We start from the raw sequence: 18,658 nt of genomic DNA, 5'->3' as shown, positions 1-18,658 counted from the left end.
TTCTCTACGTTGAGATGATCACTGCTGTCGAAAAATGTCCGATGAGAGTTCATCGACTGTCGAGCACCCAAGGTGGCCGAGTGTCGTCCAGAACTCCTCTTTGAGAATTTCGAGTACCCTTTGAACCCCGTATTCGCCGTCTGCAGCGAGTCCGAGGGCCGTCAACCGGCCGATGGCGACCGCATTGGCCCCAAGCGCTACAGCCGTGGCAATGTCGCTGCCTCGACGAACACCCGAGTCAAGGACAATCGGAATGTCGGGGCCGACCGCCTTCCGAATTTCTGGAAGAACCTCGATCGTTGACGCCGTCCGGTCCAAAGTGCGGCCACCGTAGTTTGAGACGTAGAGGCCGGCCGCACCCGCGTCCAGCGATCTCTTGGCGTCCTTGACGCTGTGTACGCCCTTGACGATGACCGGCAGGCTCGACTTCTTGATGACGTTCGCGGCCTGTTCCCACGTCCACCGCGGCTCGGTGAAGTCGATCAACTCTTTAATCGCCGCAGGGTTGGAAAGCCCCGGCCCGAAATTGGCGTGGTCAGGAACACCGCGAGCAACAAATCGATCTTCCCGTAGCCGCTCGCGCCACTGCCGAATGGGCGAGTAAGTGGCGCAGATATACCTGTAGCCGGCGGCTTTGGCACGATCGATCATGTCCAGCACATCGGATTCTTCACCGACGAAGGTCATCTGGTAGATGCTTGCGCACGACGAGCTGGATGCGACATCTTCCAATGTGTGAGAGGCAGCCACCGGGACCATCTGGCTGACGCCGACTTTCTCGGCGGCGCGCCCAACTGCACGGTGCCCTTCCGGGTGAAAGACCGCTTCTTGGCCGAAAGGAGCCGTGAACAGCGGAAAGCTCAGTTCGATGTCCAGAAACTTCGTATTGGTTCGCGGATTGGTGATTCCGGCGAACAACGGAGCTTCATATTGATACTCATCAAACATGGCGGTGTTGCGGACTCGAGTGTTTTCGTCACCCGTCCCGCACCATAGGTAATTCCACAGCATGGGGGAAAGCTGTTTTTCGGCTGCGTTAGTAACACCGACCAGGGTCGTGTATTTCTCGGATGTCCGATACCTATCGTCGGCTATCGACGATGATGCAGCGTGTTCATCAACAGTATTCATACCTTATCCTCATCAGCGATTAGAGATTTGTCGTTATTGTAAAATTAGTTGCGAATCGACGCGAGTACGGTTTCGAGTGAACGCACCCGGCCCAGCATTGGAAATATCTTCCTAACAGCGAATTCGTGGTTTTCCTTGGTATTGGACGCCATCGCATCTTCAACAAAAACAATCTCAAAGCCTCGGTCGTACGCAGATCGCGCAGTTCCCTCAACTCCGAAGTTAGTGGAAATCCCCGCGAATATGATCGTCGTTACACCGTGCCGCCGTAGTTGAAGGTCGAGATCGGAGCCGAAAAACGCGTTCCAGCTACGCTTGATCACGACGGGCTCGGTCGGTTTAGGACGGAGTTCGTCGACAATCTGGTCCCATCCCGCAGGGCGCTCCGGCTTCCTGGGACGTTCCTGATCGATGGTTTGCCGGAGCGCATCCGATTCGTCATTTAGGAAACTTGTACGGACGAATATGGGCAGAATACCAACGATCCGTGCTTGATCAACCAATGTGCCGACTCGCGCTATTACGTCGACGGCTGAATGTGGCTCGGCCGCGTGTCTATTAACAGCATTTTGCATATCGATAAGCACGAGAGCAGTTTTACCTGGCACTATTTTAACCGTGTTAATTTTTCTACTCCTTGATTTTTGGAATATCGTATTCAATTTTTCTTGATCACAGCATTTGATACCTTAATTAACTCCCAATTAGCCGCCGAACAAGTCTGACGAGCGTATTGTCCGAACCCACGAAGCTACCTTTTGAAATAACTGCCATCCCGTCGAACGGTCCGCCGCTAATTCGTACGACCGGACAAAGAGGCTCCAACTCATTTCCCGGCCGAAGAGTTTCTACGCTTAGCCGATCAATGACTTCCGCAGCGGTGTAGCCGCCACTGACGACGACCCCGAGGCATGGATTGCGGGCGTGAAGAGATGCGTCAAGCAGAGCTCGAACCGCTCGGCCAGTCGTGGCCGACGTCGTGCTTAGTTCCTCAGTGACTTTCCACGCCGATTCGAGCGCTATCACGCGGAATTTGGACAAGAGATTTATTAGGTGCTCGTCGGTACTGTCGATAATTTCGTCGGAGGACAGCACAACGCCTTCATCACCAAAACTCGCAGAGACCTGCTTCAGCTGGCGGTCACCAAAATCATTGCGGCTCGACACTGCGACGATTACAAACCCGTCCGCTCCAACGTCTGGGTAGTATCTGAGCCACGAGCCGCTCGTGGTAGTTAGCATCTCGTACCCATCGGCGAGCAAGTGCTCTGCGACGACGGCTCCCGTTCGCACCTGCGCTTCGTTTGCGGCGTCCAGCACAAAGTTTCTGATCCCGGAGCTTATTCGTTCGTCGATAACTGACCGAACGTATTCTGCGCCCTGATTAATGGTGTCGAGATCAACAACGTGGCTCTCGGAGTTGTTGAAGAGTGCTTGGCTTACCAAGCTTCCGCGCTGGTTGGCTGCCACCGGCGAGCGCTGCCGTCCGTCGATACATACATTTCCCGCGGAAGGGTACGCAGTGGACGCTATTGTGATCGGTCGTTTCATTCCGCTTCCCGCAACCATTCCGTGAAGAAGGGCGGAAGGATTTCCACGCAACGTCGGCTCAATACGTTGCTCTATCCGGCGGCAGCCTTGTTCTCGAAGCCACTGAGCCCATCGAGAACTGTGCCCGACGGGGTCTTCGGCGTGCGATCGCAGATCAGCGTCGACCACCACTGCTTGAGCGCGGGCGGCCGGCGAGTTGTCGGTGCGGGCAATTTGCACCGTCAGCCCGCGCTGCTGCAGCCGTCCCGCGACCGCGAGCGCGCCGTACATATCCTCGGTAAGAATACCGATCTGAGGCGGGCTGAGCTCGTGCTCGCCGATGTCGCTCACCACGAAACGTCCCCAATTTTGTCAGTTTGCTCACGTTGTTGCTTTGACGCTATTGGGCGCGTTCACGAAATGCATTCGACAAGTGTCGAATCTAGCCGGATCCTTCGTTGGCGCTTTGAAGCAGTCGCCAGGCCATCACCGAGAGGTGAAGTTCGAGACGATCTGTGCCATTGGCGAGGTCGACGTGCAACAACTGCTCGATTCGACGGACGCGGTGATAGACGCTGGCACGGTGGAGGTACAGTTCAGCCGCGACTGCCTTGACGCTACCGTTGTTGTCCAGAAAGCTAGTCAATGTATCGACAAGTTCACGATGGACGTCGTCGGTGAGAAACCGCCGCAATGGTTCCGATACAAGATCGGACTCAAGTACGTTCTCCGGGAGCGCCGATAACGTGCGGAAGTGCCCGAGACGATCCCAGTAGACGGTGCGGGATGCCCAGCCAAGTCTGCTACCGATGTGCGTGGCGCCCAGAGCCTGGCGGATAGCGTCACCGGCTGACCTGAAAGAGCAGATGGTTCCGCTCACTCCGACGATCCATCTCACAGTTCCCGAGGATTCAAAGGCTCTGTACAAGCCGTCTCGAAGGACGACGGAAAGCTCTTCGGCGCGCGCTGTCTTGTCTTCATTCGCAAAGGGCGCGTGAAGAATGACATAGCTTCCTTCGGATTTACCGACGATGGTCCGCTCAGCCGGGTATTGATCCCGAACTCGTCGTATTAAGGCATTCAATTCCCAGTCACGCTGTTGAGGGCTCGCCCGGTTGTCCTCGCCGTGAACTGCGACGGCGAGCGCAAAAAAGGCGTCATCGTGGCGTAAGCTCTGATCGGCAACAAGCTCCTCAAGTAGGTTCTGTCTATTTTGCATTGATCCCGTGACCAGCATCGGGAAGTTGTCGGATTGCCCCAATAGAAAAGTTTCATTCGCGTCGGGGACCGCCCCTAAGGTCCGTACGATTGCGGTTCCAACGGTCTTGGCGTAATCGATGTCGCCTTGCTTCAGCCGTTCATTGACGTCTAGCAACCACAAGTATCTGATCGAGTCGTCGTAAGCGACCAGAGGTACGACCCATGCTGTCGGTAACCCAATTTCTTTGACCTGAGGAATACGAATCGGTTCCAACGACGCCGGATTTTCACTTGTAGCGCCCACTCGACGTTGTGGATTCATGATCGCCGAGTCGGGGTCATCGAAGCTCGTGTCAAAGTATGCGCTACGAGCAAGTCCGAGCAACGACTGAGTCGTCAACTCGACGGGAACCTCGAGTGTACGGCTCAAGGTTTCCACGAGCTCGTGCATGTCGCTGACATTGTCGACGGACGGATTTTCCATTACAAAAACGCTGATCGCGGCCAAAAGCCAATTGAATGATTGCGTGCCCGGAAAGGAACACGGCGGCGTGCCGAATAGATCGTACGTTGTTCACCTCTATCCTATTTTTGCCGATTTGGTCGAGGAAGACTAGCTCCGACGCACAGCACGCTATGAAGTCTCCGCCGACGGTGCGTTTTCCGCAGGAGGGCAATCGAAATTTTTCGATGCCTATTTCGTCAGGTCGCCTTGCTCGTCGTTCAAGTGTGCGTAGTATGCCAACTTGTCTTCGTCTATCGTGACTCCCAGGCCGGGACCGTCGGGCACTTGAAGCTTGCCGTCCGTCAGCGTGAGCGGGTCGACTATATCGCCGTCGTGCAGGTAATACATGCTGTCGATTGCGCGGTCGAGGATGGGGGTGCTGGCAACAACGGCGAGATGAGCGGCGGTGGCGATTCCAAGTTCGCCTCCACTGTGCAGGTTCATCCCGAGCCCGAACGTATCGCAATGCGCTGCGAGCGCCTTGGTCGCCGAAACGCCTCCCCACTTATAAACGTCCCCGTGGATGATGTCGACGGCGCCGAGCCGTACGGCCGGAGCAAATTCCTCGAACCGGACGACACACATGTTGGTGCAGAGCGGAATTCGCACCTTTTCATGAACCTGCCTCATCCCGTCGATACCGATGCATGGATCTTCCAGATATTCCAGGTTTAGTTCTTCGAGCACGATGCCGGCTCGCACGGATTCGGGCACCGTCCACGCTGCATTGGGGTCGACGCGAAGGTCGATGTTCGGAAGGCGTGAGCGGATGGCCTGCAAAATCGCGACATCGCCCCACGTGTCGGCTGTTCCCTTTAACTTGACCGCTTGGAATCCGCCCTTGTCGACGACCTCGGCTGCATATTCCGCCAGGGCCGCGGGTCGGTCGCTGTCAGTTGCCGATGTGGCATCGGCGCGCGTGATGAGCGCGGTGATCGGCACTTCGTCCCGAACTCGTCCGCCAAGCAAATCGGTCACTGGCGTGGTTGTGGCTTTGCCAATCGTGTCCCAGCACGCGACGTCGATCGCGGCAATCGCTGCGTACCCGAGATACCCGTGAAAGAACGGCGTCATGTGAACGCGCTGGTGAAAAGCGGACAAATCAAACGGGCTACTGCCGATGAGTCCGTCTGCGAGTTCGCGCACGATGGCGGCAACCGGCCGGCCCCACATCGTTTCTCCCCACCCCTCGACGCCTGCATCGGTGCGGATTCGCACGATGGTGCGCGTTTCGCCGGTCTTGGTTTCAAATGAACTGGTGAACGGATTGGTGAGGGGAAGGTTAACTACCCACACGTCGACTGCTGTGATTTTCATGCCGTTGTGTCGTCCTTTTCGTCGTACGCAATGGAATTTCCGGAGCTCGTCGCCTTGTCAAACGCGCTGATCGCGTTCGCGAGACCGCAAGCACGTCGCGCAAGCAATGCGTGGCCGGCTTCAGCGGTTGCCGACTTGGCCGTGTCGGTGCCGCCGTCGACGCGGCCCCATTCGCCGCTCCTTTCGGTCTGCAGCCCCGGGTAGAGCGGCTTATCGAAAACCGGAGCAGGCTCGACGGATTCATAGTGCATAAGGTTCCGGCGTACGAGCTCCGGCTTGGCGACGAGCATGAGCGAGGTCTCGAACCAGCCGGCGTGCCCCGGCGTCAGGCTCGGTTCTTCGACCTTCGCCGCGGGGTCTCCGGCGTCATCGGGAGCGACGAGCCAATACGAACACGCGCCGATCGTGACGTCTTTATGTGTCAACGCATGGTGCTTGATCGCCAGACTCATGGTTTCTTGATTGCCGCCATGACCGTTGACGACCATGATTCGGCGAAACCCCGATTCTGACAGCGAAGCCAGGACGTCAGACAACACGGCCAAGTGCGTGCGCGGCGAGAGCGACACGGCGGCTGAAAACAAATGGTGATCGCTGTACCCGTACGGCAGTGACGGGAGCAGGACGAGGTTCGACGAGTGCCCCGCGGTGGCCTCGGCAAGCACGGCTTCGACGAGGAACGTGTCGGTTCCCATGGGCAGGTGCTCGCGGTGCTGCTCTTGTGAACCGATCGGCAGCACGGCAATCGCACTCGGTGCCGCCGCTCGCACCTCGGCGCGGGTCATTTCCGTCAGTTGGCGTGTCGTCATCGCAGCCTTTCGTCCGTGGTAAGTCGTGACATGATTTGTGCATGGCCAGACCGACGCATTTGAAGGTGGTGGAGCCCGGCCGGACCGGAGTAGGCCCCGGAGCGCGGTATCCGTTGCTCGGTGCCGTGGAAATACTCCCGGGCAGCGTCGAGGCTGCTCTGATCGATTCGAGCGGCCGCGTGGTTGCTCGCGAATCCGGCTCGTACCCGGCCGACGCCGCACTGTCGGACGTGACGGCGGCAATTTTCGCTGCGGCGTCCCGCTGCTTCGGGCAGACGAAGCCGACAGGCATCGGCGTTGCGGCAGGTGGGCTGATCGACGCTCACGCCGGGATTATTTCGGAAATTAATGACGTGCCTGCCCTGCACGGTTTCCCCATCGCCGAATTCCTCTCGTCGAAGTTCGCGGTCGACACGTTCGTTGAACATCGAGCCCGGCTGCAAGTGTTGGGCGACCGTTGGTTCGGGTGGGGCCGCGGCGAATCGAGTTTTGCTTCCGTCTCTACCGGGGAGACACTCGGCGTCGGCATTTTGTATCAAGGCAACGTGCTCGCCCCGAACGGCGGGCGCAGTGGCGCGCACATGACGGTGGCGGTCAACGGCGAAACGTGCACGTGCGGCGAGCGCGGCTGCTGGAAGACACTTGCGACCGCCCAGTGGTTCAGGCGACGAGCCGCCGAATTCGGATTCGGTCGCGGCGTCACCCTTGCCGACGTGGCGTCCGCTGCCGAGTCGAGTGACGCGGCCGCGGCCGGATTGATCCGGCAATACGCCGAGAACGTGGCACTTGGCTTGGTGAATATCCAGCAGTTGTGCGCTCCGGGCCTTTTCATCTTGCACGGCGAGGCCAAGGACGGCGGGGGCGTCTTCCGCACTACGATCGAGGATCGTTTGCGCGCAGTAGATTCGTGGACGAGTTCCCCGCAGCCTCCCCGAGTACAGATCGCGCATATCGCGGACGACGACGTCGCGCTTCTCGGCGGAGCGGCGCTCGTGCTCTCGGAGGGCCTTCAGCAATAGCGGCATCAGGTTGCCCCGGCGACGGCGCGGCGTCGGTGCGCCGACCGAGGATCGGGAATCGGCACGGCGTCCAGCAAGGTTCGCGTGTACGAGTCCGCGGGAGAATAGAGCACTTGCGCGGCCTCCCCCAGTTCGACGATCGTGCCGTGCTGCATGACGGCAACGCGATCGGAAATTTGCCCGACGACGGCCAGATTGTGCGAGACGAATATATATGTGAGTCCGAGCTCGTGTTGAAGATCGCTCAGCAGCTTTAGCACTTGAGCTTGCACCGACACGTCGAGGGCGCTTGTCGGCTCGTCCAGGACGACGAGCCGCGGTTTCAGCGCAATTGCGCGAGCGATGGAGATTCGCTGACGTTGTCCACCGGAAAATTCATGCGGATAGCGACGCGCGGCATCGGCGTCCAACCCGACGGATTCGAGCAATTCGGTGACCCGACCGCGAGCGGCCGATTTGGTTCCGTAGGTCGATGCTTCGTGTGTGACAAGGGGTTCGGCGACGATGTCGTGCACCCGCATACGTGGATTCATGCTCGAGTAGGGGTCTTGGAACACGACTTGCATTTGTCGCCGGATCTTTCGCAGTTGATTGGCGGGCAAGTCCCCGAGGACGTTGCCGTCGAATGCGACGGATCCGGCGGTCGGCTCCATGAGGCGAAGGATCAACCGGGTCAGCGTCGTCTTGCCCGACCCCGACTCGCCGACTATCGACAGCGTCTCCCCGGCCCGGACGTCGAAGCTCAAGTCATTGACCGCGACGAATGGTGCGCGGCCGCGGACGGGAAATTCCTTACGCAACCCTCGGACTTCCAGTAACGGCGGGGTCAGCGTTGAGTCAGGGTTCATGAAGCGCTCCGTCCGGTGACGTTGGTGCGGCCTCCGCGCTGCGTGGCGGAGGTGTCGAGCCGAGGTGTAGCGGCTAATAGGTTGCGCGTGTATTGCTGATCCGGCCGCGCGAAGACGTCGACGACGTTGCCGCGTTCAACTATCGCGCCCTTGTTCATGACGGCGACGTTGTCTGCGGTTTCAGCGACTACCCCAAGATCGTGGCTGATCAAGATCATGGCCATGCCGTATTCGGCCTGAAGCGAGACGAGGACGTCGAGTATTTGCGACTGCACCGTCACGTCGAGCGCCGTCGTCGGCTCGTCGGCGATCAGAATGCGCGGTTGAGCGACGATGGCCATCGCGATCATGACGCGCTGTCGCAGCCCGCCGGACAGCTGATGCGGAAATTGCCTCGCACGTTTTTCGACGTCGGGTATGCCGGCGTCGTCCAGCGCCGCCAACATGAGCTTCCGGTGCGAACCGCGCGATTCGGATCGGTGGAGACGTAAGACCTCGAGAATTTGAGTGCCCACTCGTTTAAGCGGATTCAAACTCGCCATTGGGTCTTGAAAGATCATGGCGATGTCGTTTCCGCGAATCTTACGCAGAGTGCGCCGATCTTGACGCAGCAAGTCGCGGCCGTCCAATAAGATGCGACCGCGCGGGTACGTCACGGGCGGTGCCGGATTCAGCTGCAAGGTGGCGAGAGCCGTGGCGCTTTTGCCGCTGCCGGATTCGCCGACGATAGCGAGAGTTTCGCCTTCGTTGATGGCGAAGTCGATGCCGCGGACTGCGTGGACCGTCTCGTCCGGGAGCTCGAAATCAATGTGGAGATCTTCCACGCGGAGTATCTGCTTCATCGACGATAAACCTTCGGATCGGCAACATCGCGCAGCACGTCGCCGGCGATATTGATAGCGAGGACGGTCAACATGAGGGCGATTCCGGGGAACACGGCAAGCCACCACGACGTGCCCAAATAAAGCTGTCCCTCGCTCAGCATCGCGCCCCATGTCACGGTTTCCGGCGGCACGCCGAGGCCGAGGAAGCTCAAAGCCGCTTCTGCCAGAATCGCCGTGCCGACCTGCAGTGTCCCGATCGTGGCGATCGGCGCCATCACGTTCGGCAATAGGTGTCGGCGCATGATTGTGCTTTCCGGCACTCCTATCGCCTTCGCTTCGATGACGTAGTCCCGTTCGCGAAGTGAGAGCACTTCGGATCGCAAGACGCGCGCATATGCCACCCAACCGGTAACTCCGAGAATGATGATGACGTTCCAAAGGCTTGAGCCGAGGAACCCGACGATGGCCAGGGCCAACAAAATCGACGGAAACGCGAGCTGGACATCGGCAATGCGCATGAGAATGCGATCGAGCCACCCACCACGGTAGCCGGAAACGATTCCGACGGTCGCCCCGATCACCCCGGAGATGAGGGCGGCGAGCGCCCCCACGATCAGGGAGACGCGGCTTCCATAGATCAATCGGCTGAAGAGGTCGCGGCCGAGTTCGTCGGTTCCAAGGATGTGTGACGACGATCCGGTTGCCAGCCATGCCGGAGGTTTGAGCCGTTGGAGGAGATCCTGAGCATTTGGATCGTGTGGGGCGATCACCGGGGCGAAGATTGCGACGATGACGATCACCGCCAGTATTCCGAAGGCAGGGATCGCCAGTCGGTTACGCACCCAATTCCGTAGAGCGCTGTGTCCACGCTTCTTCGGCGCCGCTTGCTGTTGCCGCGGCGTGTCGGTCTGCAGCGTGTTTGTCATCAGGCTTCGATCCTCACTCTCGGGTCGAGCAATGTGTAGGACAGGTCGACGATGAGGTTGACGATGACGAAAGTGGCAGCGAAGAAGAGGACGGTGCCTTGGACGAGTGGGAAGTCTCTGTTGGAGATCGCCTCGACCGTGAGCCTGCCAATGCCGGGCCAGGCGAAAATCTGTTCGGTCAGGATCGCACCACCCAGCAGCGAGCCGATCTCGAGTCCGATCACCGTGACGATCGGCAGCGACGCATTGCGCAGTCCGTGTGAAAGGACGACCGCCCCTTCGCCGAGACCTTTAGCACGTGCGGTGCGGATATAATCGACGCTCAGCACGTCGATGAGTGACGAACGTAGAAGCCTGGCGATGACCGCGACCGAATATATCGCCAGCGTGACAGCCGGAAGGATCAAATGGCTGAACGATCCATATCCGGACGCCGGCAGCGCCTTCAGTCGGACGGCAAAAACCAAGATGAGGATGATGCCCACCCAGAAGGCAGGAGTCGACTGGCCGACGAGGATGGCGGACATGATCGACGTGTCTGTCGACTTTCCCCTCCGGACCGCGGCGATACAGCCGGCGGGTATTGCGATGACGAGAGAGATCACGAGGGCTGCCGCGGCCAGAAGCAGCGTGGCCGGTAGCCGCGCGCCTATCAGCTGGGCCACCGGTTCGTGAAAGAACAACGAGTCGCCCAGGTCGAGATGGATCAAGCCGCCAAGATAGTCGAAGTACTGGACGACTAGCGGCTGATTGAGCCCGAGTGTCTCCTTGAGCGCAGCGGCTTGATCCGCTGTCGCATTGGGCGGCAACAGCAGGGAGACGGGATCGCCGGATAGTCGAGCGAGAAAGAATACGACAGTTGCCACGGCCCACAGCACGATGACTGCCGAGACCACTTTACTGATCACTATTCTGAGCCACGCGGGCATCTGCCGTTTGGTCGTTCCGGTCCGCACGAGAGTGTCAGCCATGATTCACCTCCGCGGAATCCATGGAGAGCGTTCCGATGACGTTTGGGGTCCACGTGGCGACTTCGTCCGTCGCGTAGAGCAGATCAATTTGGTAGAGGTAGATGAACGGCGCCTCGTCATGGAGGAATCGCTGGATTTCCTTGAACGCGGTTAACCGCTTGTCGGGGTCGATTTGGTTTTCGATCCTGTCGATGAGGCTGTCGGCCTTTTTCGACTTCAGCCGACTTTGGCGTCGATCACTGCGGACATACGACTGCATGGTGGCCTCCCCATCGAGCGTCCATCCCGTGCTTGCTGTTAAATACATCGGTCCGAGAGCGCGCGAGTTGGTCGACGTCAAGCGTTCGGAGAAAGTTCCCGGGTCGAGAAGCTTCAATTCAACGTGCACCCCTGCTTTCGCGAGTAGCCCCTTGATCGCCTGCGCGACAAGGGTGTCGGCGTTCGACGCGGTGAAGGTCGTGGTGAATCCGTTGGGATAGCCCGCTTCGGCTAGCATCCGTTTCGCTTTGCTCACGCTGCGGGCAAATGGTTTGACGCGTGGGTCGAAGCCAAATGACTCTCGCGGGATCATTGTCGGAGCCACCCTGGCTTTGCCGTCGAGTACTTCGCGAATGAGCATTGGCACGTTGACGGCGTGGTTCAACGCACGCCGCACTGCTGGGTCTTTCAGGATCTTGTCTTCGGTGTCGAGCGAAATGAACGACGTGCGGATTCCGGGGAACGTTTGAAGTTTGACGCCCTTGTACCCCTTGAGCTGGAGAGCGGCTTCCGGAGTCAGTCCGGAAACGAGATCGACACCGTCGCTTTGCAAGGCGGCTAGTTCCGAGGCCGGGTTTGGCATCGGCAAAAACTCGAGCCTTTTGAATGCCGGCGTACCATCCCAATGGTCGTCGGCGGCGACCAGCTTGAGATGGTCGTCTCGTTTCCAGCTCACGAATTTATACGGTCCACTTCCAACCGGATGGGTGGCGAATTGTTTGGAGCCGACGCGCGAAATGTACTGTGGCGGAACGATGACTCCCCCGAACAGCGAAACCTTTTCAGGGATGATCGGGTCGGGTCTCGACATGTTGAAATCGACCGTGTAGTCGTCGACAACGGTGACGCCTTTGACATAGATCAGTTCGACGATCGGCGATTTGGTCTTCGGGTCGAGGAGCCGCTCGATACTGAATTTCACGGCGTGTGCGTCAAGCTTTTCGCCGTTATGAAACTTCACTCCCTTGCGAAGTTTGAATCTCCAGGTGAGCCGATCCGGGGCTCCCCACTCGAGTGCCAGCCGCGGACGAAGCTTGCCGTGCACGTCGCGGGTCGTCAACGTGTCGAAGATATTGATCAACACGTTCATGGAGACCAGATCGCCTTGCAGTTGCGGATCCAAGGTCAACGGGTCGGCCGATTGGGCGACGCGTAGCTTGCGTGCCTTCGATTCAGTTGAGTCGGCCTGACCGCATCCGTTGAGTAGTCCGGCGGCGGAGAGGGCTGCGATGGAGAGACCGGCAGTCTGCAACACGGCCCGTCGGGTCGGGCGAACTTTTTCGCTTGGCACGTAACCGCCTCTGCTTCGACTGTGAAGTGAGATAATTTCATTATTGTCAGATACCGTTTCATTGACTGAAACGCATGTGAGCTAAAGTATGTGACATGAGCCATGTTGTCAACGGTTTGCAGCCCCTGGGCGAATCCGGTCACGAAGGCAGAGGGGTAGCACAGAAGGCGCTCGACCTCTTGACCGAGCTCGCGCGCGCCGACGAGCCTCTGCGCCTTGCCGATTTGGCCCAGCAAACGTCGCTGCCGAAGCCGACGGCCTATCGGATGCTTGCGACACTGTGCCGATCGGGCTTCGCGGCGTCATCGCCGGGCGGCCGATATTACGCCGGGCCGAAGTTGCTTGGCATTGCCGCGTCGGCGTTGTCGCGTCGGCCGGAACGAACTTTCGTGCACGAGAGTCTTCTCGAATTGCAGCGAGAAACCGGGCACGCCGCGTTCTTCGCGGTGCGGCATGCCAAGCAGGCTGTCTATATCGACAAGGTCGAAGCGGCTCAGGCGTACCGGATTGCGATCGAGGTCGGCCACGAGGTGCCGCTTGCGCTGACGGCGATTGGTCGTGCAATGCTCATCGGCGTTCCACATCAGGAAGCCGCAAGCATGCTGAAGGACTACTACGACGACCTCGACGACGCGGAAGAGGAACTCAGACGGAGTCGGGTGCGCGGTTTTGCCATCGAAGACGAAGACTACGAGACAAACATTCGGGCAGTTGCCGCTCCGGTGTACGGCTATTCGGGTGACATCATTGGCGCGATCGGACTCGCCGGTCTGACGTTTACCTTGAGCGAGGAGACGCTGGACGTCTTCGGCCCGCTGACGATCAATGCCGCGGCTCGTGTATCGGAGGCCATGCTCGGCAGCGGGTCGGCAGCCGCGCATGGGTGAGTCCGACATGACTGAGTCCGACATGGGTGAGTCCGAATTGTCGCTGCGCGCATTTCTGGGCGAAGGCTTGCGTCGGAAGGCATATTCGGCCGCGGCGTGGACCGTCGGCACAAGGGACGCCGTACGTGATTCCGGCTATCTCGGTTCCTATGCCTGGGACGCTGCGCCAATCGATGCCAATGCGCTATTCGATCTTGCCTCGTTGACGAAGCCGATTGCCGCCATCGCGACGATGGCGCTGGTGGAACGCGGTTATGTGGCTCTCGACGACTCGGTCGGGGACTTTCTGGACGACTATGTAGGCTCCGACAAAGCGGATATCACGGTTCGCCAATTGCTGACGCATACTTCGGGATTGCCGGGGCAAGTGCAAATGTTTCGGTATTGCCGGAGCAGGGATGACATGCTGGCCGCGCTGCGTGCTCTGCCGGTCCGCCCGAAACCGGCAATCGAGTATTCGTCACAAGGGTTCATGCTCCTCGGATTGATCCTCGAAGCGGCGAGCGGACGGCGCCTCCCCCGCCTCATCGACGAACTCGTGTGCGAGCCGGCCGGCATGACGTCGACGATGTTCAATCCGCCAGCTGCCGAGACGTCGCGCACGGTCGCCACTGAAGACTGCCCATGGCGTGGGCGCATCGTACGAGGCGAAGTGCATGATGAGAATGCCGTCGTCCTGGGCGGAGTCGCTGGACACGCAGGACTGTTCAGCACTGCGGGCGATTTAAGCCGTCTTGGGAAGGCGCTTTTGGCGGCACCGGCTGGCGGTAAGTTGCTTTCGCCGCCTGCGATGGCCGCGCTCGCGAATGGCGAGGCAGTGCCGGAAAGTAGGCCGCTCGGCTTTTGGCCGCGTGAGCCCTCCGGTTCAACGTCCGGAGACTTGTTGAGCATCCGCGCCTTCGGACACACGGGATTCACGGGTACGAGTCTGTGGATTGACCCGACGGCGGGCATGTACTTCGTCTTGCTGACGAACCGAGTTCATCCGTCGCGGAACGGCCCCAGCATCGCACCGCTCCGCCGGCGTTTTCACAACTTGGCTGTCTCGGAGTTCGCCTAGCTTTCCGGCAGGCCGGTACCGCGTTCTCGGTAGAGTTCGAGGGCCCCCGACAGGTCTCATAGTTCAAGAGCATGGCGCGTGGAATATCGTTTTCCTGCTAGCGTCTGCAATGGGTTATCGAGATTGTCTTTTTGAATCTCGACAAAACTCAACAGCGTTCCGGAAACGACCTAAAAAGAGAACCGTCATGTCCGAATCGACAAATGCGCGTTTGACCACGTCGGCGCACGACTCACCACCGAATGCGTTCGTCGTGCGCAATTTGTCCAAGGTCTTCACCGGGAAGACCCAAGTGCATGCGCTTGACGACGTGAACCTCGACTTCCAAGAAGGGTCGTTCACATGCATCCTGGGTCCGTCGGGATGCGGCAAGTCGACCCTCCTGCGCATCATCGGGGAACTCGAAACAGCCACCGCAGGTGAAGTAGAGATCAACCTGGCCGCCAAGAAGATCCCCCGCTCCGCATTCGTCTTCCAGGAGCATGGTGTCTTTCCGTGGTTCAACGTGTTGGACAACGTCGCGTTCGGTGAGCAGATGGCCGACGTGCCCCGCAAGCAACGCCACGAGCATGCACAGCGTTGGATCAATGAGGTTGGCCTTTCCGGCTTCGAGAATGCTTATCCGCATCAACTCTCCGGCGGCATGCGCCAACGCATTTCGATTGCCCGCGCCTTCGCAACCGGCTCGCCATCACTTCTCATGGATGAACCGCTTGGCGCGCTCGATGCACAAACGCGCACGCTCATGCAGGAACAACTCGTGCAGTTGTGGGAAGCCGAGCGGAAAACCGTCATTCTTGTCACCCACGCCATCGAGGAGGCCATGCTGCTTGGCGATCAAATCGTCATCATGTCGGCCCGGCCGGGACGCGTCAAGGAAATCCTGCCCGTTCCATTCGCACGGCCGCGCAAGATCGAGATCGAGGCGTCCCCCGAGTTCGCGCAGATGAAACAGAGCATCTGGGAGTCCTTGCGCGACGAAGTGCAAACTTCCTTGGGGTTCGCATGATCGACAGCACAACGAACTCCAATAAGCCGGCGGTCGCCGAGTTGCACGCGGCAATTAGTCGCGACTACAAGCGCGAGCAGCGATTGCGAACGCGCGACGTCCTGCTTTCCATCCTGACGCCGCTGATTCTGCTAGCGCTGTGGGAGCTTGCTGCTTCCATCGGTGTTCTCGATCCGCGGCTCTTCACGCCGCCGACGCAGATTTTGGCCCATGGCTGGGAAATGATTGTCGACGGGACGCTATGGCCGCACCTCGGAAGCACTGTCGCTCGGCTGCTGGCCGGGTTCATCTTGGGGTCGATCGTCGGCATACTCGCCGGCCTGCTCATGGGAGTCTGGCGGCCGCTTCGCGCAGCATTCGGGCCAACGTTCACGGCCCTCTACGCCCTGCCGAAAATCGCGATTTTGCCGTTGCTTCTGCTCATTTTTGGCTTGGGAGAAACGCCCAAGGTCCTTTCGGTAGCCATTTCGGTCTTCTTCGTCATGCAGATCAATACCGTTGCCGGGATCGTGCAAATCGACAAACGCATTCTCGAAGCCGCACACGCCTACCGGGCTACCGGCTGGAAGCTCTTCCGCTATGTCCTGCTGCCGGCCGCCACGCCGACCATCATGACGGGCCTGCGCGTGTCCGCTGGGATGTCCGTCATTGTCGTGACCGCCGTCGAGTTTGTCGCCTCGAATAATGGTCTCGGGTATCTGATCTGGAATTCATGGCAGCTCTTCCAGCCGGAAACCATGTACGTCGGCCTGATAGTCGTTTCAGTCATCGGCGCCCTGATCACCGGTCTCGTAATCGGCTTGGAGCGGCTCCTACTACGCGGACAATACGCCGGAAAAGCAAAAAAGAAGGATGGGAAATGAGAAAGAAGTTCCGATACATCGCGGCCCTGTCGGTATTCGCCCTCGCGCTGACAGGCTGCGGCGGGCAGGCATCCTCCGGCGATGACGATAGCGGTGGCGGGCTCACGACAGTGAGCGTCGGTCAGGTCCAGCTCTCCATCTTCGCTCCCATGTATGTTGCCCAAAAGAAGGGGTATTTCAAGGACGAAGGCATCAAGTTGAGCTTGAAGAACATCAAGTCGGGGCAGGACGGCGTCCCGCTGGCTTCCAGCGGAAAGCTCGACGCGCTCGTGGCCGGGTTCTCTGCCGGAATGTTCAGCGCCATCGATTCGGGGCTTGACGTCAAGGTCGTCGGGTCGATGGGTGTCCAACCTGCGCACGACGAGCCGTCGCCGTCCGCGCTCGTAGTGTCGAACAAGCTGGTCAAGAGCGGCGATTACAAGAGCCTGAAAGACTTGAAGGGCAAAAAGATTGCTGCTGCCGGCGGCATCGGCGGCACCGGCGCGTATTACATCAGCATGGCGCTGAAGAAGGCCGGTCTTTCGCTGAACGACGTGAAACTGGTCAACTTGGGTAACCCGGACATCCCCACCGCCGTCAAGAACGGCAGCGTGGACGCTGCTTTCGCCTCGTCGCCGTTCTATGAGCAGGTTGTGAACGACAAGGCCGCGAAAAAGGTGTGGACGACGCCAAAGGGCACCTCCGGAACCGGCGTGATCTACGGCGGCAAATTCGCTTCGACGGATACCGCGCAGCACTTCTTCAATGCACTCGCCCGCGGGGCAAAGGACCTGCAGGGCAAGAAGCGTTATTCCAAAGAGAACGTGAAGATCATTGCCGACGCGACCGATCAGACGCCGAAGCAGGTCAAATCGGTACCGCTCTACACGTGGCTGCCCGACCTGCACCCGCTGCCCAAGCAGTTGTCGGAGATGGAAAAGGCTTGGATGGACGTCGGCGCGATCAAATACTCGGACCCGATTCCGCAGAGCAAATACGTTGACACCGACTTCGCAAAGAAGGCGAAAACGGCCAAGTAGCCGGCTCGCCGGCGACAGCAATGCGTTTTCTACCCGCGACGCGTGCCCAGCTCGTGACGGTTGTGCGGTAGTAGGAATCCGACGACGGCGAGCCACGCCAGCCCGAGGAATCGGACGATCGGCAACAGTACCTCGAAGCCGCTCCAGAGCATGGCGAGGATTGAGATCTCGCCGAGTGCGCCGAGGACGAGGCCGGTCCAGCCGAGCCCTCGCGGCACGAGACGCAGAATAACGGATGGCACGGCGATGCCGGCGATGAGTAGTCCCACCGCGGTGGCGAAGCCGACACCGCCAAGCAAGAAGTCGAGTTCGGTCACGAAATCCGTCAACGGTTCCGGCATGCCGGTCACCCGAGTAACGGCGAATCCGAGAAGTCCCGTGAGCGCGAGCAGTACCGACGCCGAGATGCCGCCGAAAAAGCTGATGCCCGGTCCGGGCACGCGGATACCGAGCCGGAGCAGTCGCGCATAGACGGTGGCGGCGTAGATCCCCAGCGGCGTCGCCGACGCAAAGACGAAGACGCCGTTCCAGAACGCGGAGTCAAGAATGTACGCGATGGCCGAGGCGACCGTCAGGGCGAGCACAACCGTGGCGAGCACACCCGCGGGCGGCCCGTCCGGTCGGTGGCGCGTCCGAGCACCCGAAGCAATATTAGTCATGAACAACATGATTCATCTAATGAATCATTCTGTCAATGCTGTATTCTGATGAGGTGAACGATTCGACGCGCCCAGCCCGCATTGGGTTTTTGCTCGCTCAGCTCGGAACGCACGCAGCCGACGTCTTTGCCGAGCAGATCCAACCGCTCGGAATCACGCCGTCCGACGCCGGTGTCCTGCGTATTATCGGCCGCTCGCCCGGCATCGCGCAGCGTCAGCTGGCCGATAAACTCGGCGCGCTACCGAGCCGAGTTGTCGCGCTCATCGACAAGCTCGAACGGGCCGGCCTCGCCGAACGCACGCGGAGCACGACCGACCGGCGCGCGCAGGAATTGAACCTTACCGACGACGGCCGGAAGCTACTCGCCGAGTTGCGTAAAGCGGCGATGGCCCAGGAGCGTGAGGTCACCAACGGCCTCACCGATGAGCAGCGGACGCAGCTCCACGACCTCCTTGCGACCATGAGCCACCTGCAGGGCCTCGACGCCGACGTCCACCCGGGATATCGCGGATAAGGAGTCATCCGCCCGAG

General features: G+C 59.6%; 19 protein-coding genes. 7 read left to right on the top strand and 12 right to left on the bottom strand.

Annotation, left to right across the window (positions count from 1 at the left end; translation table 11 throughout):
- Nucleotides 1-18: 18 nt before the first annotated feature.
- The 6 genes from BJY26_RS06735 to BJY26_RS06710 all read right to left on the bottom strand — a co-directional run bounded on the left by BJY26_RS06735 (nt 19) and on the right by BJY26_RS06710 (nt 6,492).
- On the bottom strand, nt 19-1,131 hold the full coding sequence (locus BJY26_RS06735) for an alpha-hydroxy acid oxidase (protein WP_179426782.1): 1,113 nt from the start codon (nt 1,129-1,131) through the stop codon (nt 19-21).
- 44 nt (nt 1,132-1,175) lie between these two features.
- Nucleotides 1,176-1,718 (bottom strand): isochorismatase family protein, encoded by a 543-nt coding sequence (locus BJY26_RS06730; protein ID WP_179426780.1) that lies wholly within the window; start codon nt 1,716-1,718, stop codon nt 1,176-1,178.
- A 106-nt stretch (nt 1,719-1,824) separates the two neighbouring features.
- Complete coding sequence (locus tag BJY26_RS19530; RefSeq protein WP_179426778.1) at nt 1,825-3,012, bottom strand: four-carbon acid sugar kinase family protein; 1,188 nt, start codon at nt 3,010-3,012, stop codon at nt 1,825-1,827.
- Nucleotides 3,013-3,103: 91 nt separating this feature from the next.
- Nucleotides 3,104-4,345 carry a PucR family transcriptional regulator gene (locus tag BJY26_RS06720; RefSeq protein ID WP_179426776.1) on the bottom strand — a complete coding sequence of 414 codons (1,242 nt, stop codon included), beginning with the start codon at nt 4,343-4,345 and terminating at the stop codon, nt 3,104-3,106.
- A 210-nt stretch (nt 4,346-4,555) separates the two neighbouring features.
- A complete protein-coding gene (locus BJY26_RS06715) occupies nt 4,556-5,683 on the bottom strand; it encodes a mandelate racemase/muconate lactonizing enzyme family protein (protein ID WP_179426774.1) in 1,128 nt (375 codons plus the stop codon).
- Nucleotides 5,680-6,492 (bottom strand): creatininase family protein, encoded by an 813-nt coding sequence (locus BJY26_RS06710; protein WP_179426772.1) that lies wholly within the window; start codon nt 6,490-6,492, stop codon nt 5,680-5,682. The genes BJY26_RS06715 and BJY26_RS06710 overlap by 4 nt, the downstream gene beginning before the upstream one ends.
- Before the next feature lie 41 nt (nt 6,493-6,533).
- Between BJY26_RS06710 and BJY26_RS06705 the strand changes: the two genes are divergently transcribed.
- On the top strand, nt 6,534-7,511 hold the full coding sequence (locus tag BJY26_RS06705; RefSeq protein ID WP_179426770.1) for an ROK family protein: 978 nt from the start codon (nt 6,534-6,536) through the stop codon (nt 7,509-7,511).
- 5 nt (nt 7,512-7,516) lie between these two features.
- On the opposite strand, the gene BJY26_RS06700 is transcribed toward BJY26_RS06705, so the two are convergent.
- Genes BJY26_RS06700 through BJY26_RS06680 form a run of 5 tightly spaced genes read right to left on the bottom strand, consistent with a single transcriptional unit; the run spans nt 7,517 to nt 12,629 of the window.
- The gene (locus BJY26_RS06700) at nt 7,517-8,359 is read right to left on the bottom strand and encodes an ATP-binding cassette domain-containing protein (RefSeq protein ID WP_179426768.1); all 843 of its coding nucleotides are present in this window, start codon (nt 8,357-8,359) and stop codon (nt 7,517-7,519) included.
- A complete protein-coding gene (locus tag BJY26_RS06695; RefSeq protein ID WP_179426766.1) occupies nt 8,356-9,201 on the bottom strand; it encodes an ATP-binding cassette domain-containing protein in 846 nt (281 codons plus the stop codon). The genes BJY26_RS06700 and BJY26_RS06695 overlap by 4 nt, the downstream gene beginning before the upstream one ends.
- Nucleotides 9,198-10,109, bottom strand: coding sequence for an ABC transporter permease (locus tag BJY26_RS06690; RefSeq protein ID WP_179426764.1), 912 nt, complete (start codon nt 10,107-10,109; stop codon nt 9,198-9,200). Before BJY26_RS06690 ends, BJY26_RS06695 begins: the two co-directional genes overlap by 4 nt.
- The gene (locus tag BJY26_RS06685) at nt 10,109-11,080 is read right to left on the bottom strand and encodes an ABC transporter permease (protein WP_179426762.1); all 972 of its coding nucleotides are present in this window, start codon (nt 11,078-11,080) and stop codon (nt 10,109-10,111) included. Before BJY26_RS06685 ends, BJY26_RS06690 begins: the two co-directional genes overlap by 1 nt.
- Nucleotides 11,073-12,629 (bottom strand): ABC transporter substrate-binding protein, encoded by a 1,557-nt coding sequence (locus tag BJY26_RS06680; protein WP_218852301.1) that lies wholly within the window; start codon nt 12,627-12,629, stop codon nt 11,073-11,075. The genes BJY26_RS06685 and BJY26_RS06680 overlap by 8 nt, the downstream gene beginning before the upstream one ends.
- 95 nt (nt 12,630-12,724) lie before the next feature.
- Between BJY26_RS06680 and BJY26_RS06675 the strand changes: the two genes are divergently transcribed.
- From BJY26_RS06675 to BJY26_RS06655, 5 genes are all read left to right on the top strand, one after another.
- Complete coding sequence (locus BJY26_RS06675; RefSeq protein WP_179426760.1) at nt 12,725-13,516, top strand: IclR family transcriptional regulator; 792 nt, start codon at nt 12,725-12,727, stop codon at nt 13,514-13,516.
- A 7-nt stretch (nt 13,517-13,523) separates the two neighbouring features.
- Nucleotides 13,524-14,576, top strand: a complete 1,053-nt coding sequence (locus BJY26_RS06670; RefSeq protein ID WP_218852300.1) for a serine hydrolase domain-containing protein — start codon at nt 13,524-13,526, stop codon at nt 14,574-14,576.
- 292 nt (nt 14,577-14,868) lie between these two features.
- The gene (locus BJY26_RS06665) at nt 14,869-15,585 is read left to right on the top strand and encodes an ABC transporter ATP-binding protein (protein ID WP_342354645.1); all 717 of its coding nucleotides are present in this window, start codon (nt 14,869-14,871) and stop codon (nt 15,583-15,585) included.
- The gene (locus BJY26_RS06660; protein ID WP_179426756.1) at nt 15,582-16,448 is read left to right on the top strand and encodes an ABC transporter permease; all 867 of its coding nucleotides are present in this window, start codon (nt 15,582-15,584) and stop codon (nt 16,446-16,448) included. Before BJY26_RS06665 ends, BJY26_RS06660 begins: the two co-directional genes overlap by 4 nt.
- On the top strand, nt 16,445-17,467 hold the full coding sequence (locus tag BJY26_RS06655) for an ABC transporter substrate-binding protein (protein WP_218852299.1): 1,023 nt from the start codon (nt 16,445-16,447) through the stop codon (nt 17,465-17,467). Before BJY26_RS06660 ends, BJY26_RS06655 begins: the two co-directional genes overlap by 4 nt.
- 29 nt (nt 17,468-17,496) lie before the next feature.
- Here the strand turns inward: BJY26_RS06655 and BJY26_RS06650 are convergent, their stop codons facing one another.
- Nucleotides 17,497-18,126 (bottom strand): hypothetical protein, encoded by a 630-nt coding sequence (locus BJY26_RS06650; protein ID WP_179426754.1) that lies wholly within the window; start codon nt 18,124-18,126, stop codon nt 17,497-17,499.
- Nucleotides 18,127-18,161: 35 nt separating this feature from the next.
- Here BJY26_RS06650 and BJY26_RS06645 point away from each other — a divergent pair, with 35 nt between their 5' ends.
- Complete coding sequence (locus BJY26_RS06645; protein ID WP_179426752.1) at nt 18,162-18,641, top strand: MarR family winged helix-turn-helix transcriptional regulator; 480 nt, start codon at nt 18,162-18,164, stop codon at nt 18,639-18,641.
- Nucleotides 18,642-18,658: the final 17 nt, after the last annotated feature.

The sequence above is a fragment of the Spelaeicoccus albus genome (genome assembly GCF_013409065.1).
In the GTDB taxonomy this organism is placed as follows: domain Bacteria; phylum Actinomycetota; class Actinomycetes; order Actinomycetales; family Brevibacteriaceae; genus Spelaeicoccus; species Spelaeicoccus albus.
The sequence above is the reverse complement of the archived record's forward strand: the minus strand, read 5'-3'. Positions and strand labels throughout refer to the sequence as shown.

Coding starts and splice junctions, on each gene's coding strand:
- BJY26_RS06735 (WP_179426782.1), bottom strand. CDS start 1,131: ATGAATACTGTTGATGAACACGCTGCATCATCGTCGATAGCCGACGAT.
- BJY26_RS06720 (WP_179426776.1), bottom strand. CDS start 4,345: ATGGAAAATCCGTCCGTCGACAATGTCAGCGACATGCACGAGCTCGTG.
- BJY26_RS06715 (WP_179426774.1), bottom strand. CDS start 5,683: ATGAAAATCACAGCAGTCGACGTGTGGGTAGTTAACCTTCCCCTCACC.
- BJY26_RS06710 (WP_179426772.1), bottom strand. CDS start 6,492: ATGACGACACGCCAACTGACGGAAATGACCCGCGCCGAGGTGCGAGCG.
- BJY26_RS06705 (WP_179426770.1), top strand. CDS start 6,534: ATGGCCAGACCGACGCATTTGAAGGTGGTGGAGCCCGGCCGGACCGGA.
- BJY26_RS06700 (WP_179426768.1), bottom strand. CDS start 8,359: ATGAACCCTGACTCAACGCTGACCCCGCCGTTACTGGAAGTCCGAGGG.
- BJY26_RS06695 (WP_179426766.1), bottom strand. CDS start 9,201: ATGAAGCAGATACTCCGCGTGGAAGATCTCCACATTGATTTCGAGCTC.
- BJY26_RS06690 (WP_179426764.1), bottom strand. CDS start 10,109: ATGACAAACACGCTGCAGACCGACACGCCGCGGCAACAGCAAGCGGCG.
- BJY26_RS06685 (WP_179426762.1), bottom strand. CDS start 11,080: ATGGCTGACACTCTCGTGCGGACCGGAACGACCAAACGGCAGATGCCC.
- BJY26_RS06675 (WP_179426760.1), top strand. CDS start 12,725: ATGAGCCATGTTGTCAACGGTTTGCAGCCCCTGGGCGAATCCGGTCAC.
- BJY26_RS06670 (WP_218852300.1), top strand. CDS start 13,524: ATGACTGAGTCCGACATGGGTGAGTCCGAATTGTCGCTGCGCGCATTT.
- BJY26_RS06660 (WP_179426756.1), top strand. CDS start 15,582: ATGATCGACAGCACAACGAACTCCAATAAGCCGGCGGTCGCCGAGTTG.
- BJY26_RS06655 (WP_218852299.1), top strand. CDS start 16,445: ATGAGAAAGAAGTTCCGATACATCGCGGCCCTGTCGGTATTCGCCCTC.
- BJY26_RS06650 (WP_179426754.1), bottom strand. CDS start 18,126: ATGACTAATATTGCTTCGGGTGCTCGGACGCGCCACCGACCGGACGGG.
- BJY26_RS06645 (WP_179426752.1), top strand. CDS start 18,162: ATGCTGTATTCTGATGAGGTGAACGATTCGACGCGCCCAGCCCGCATT.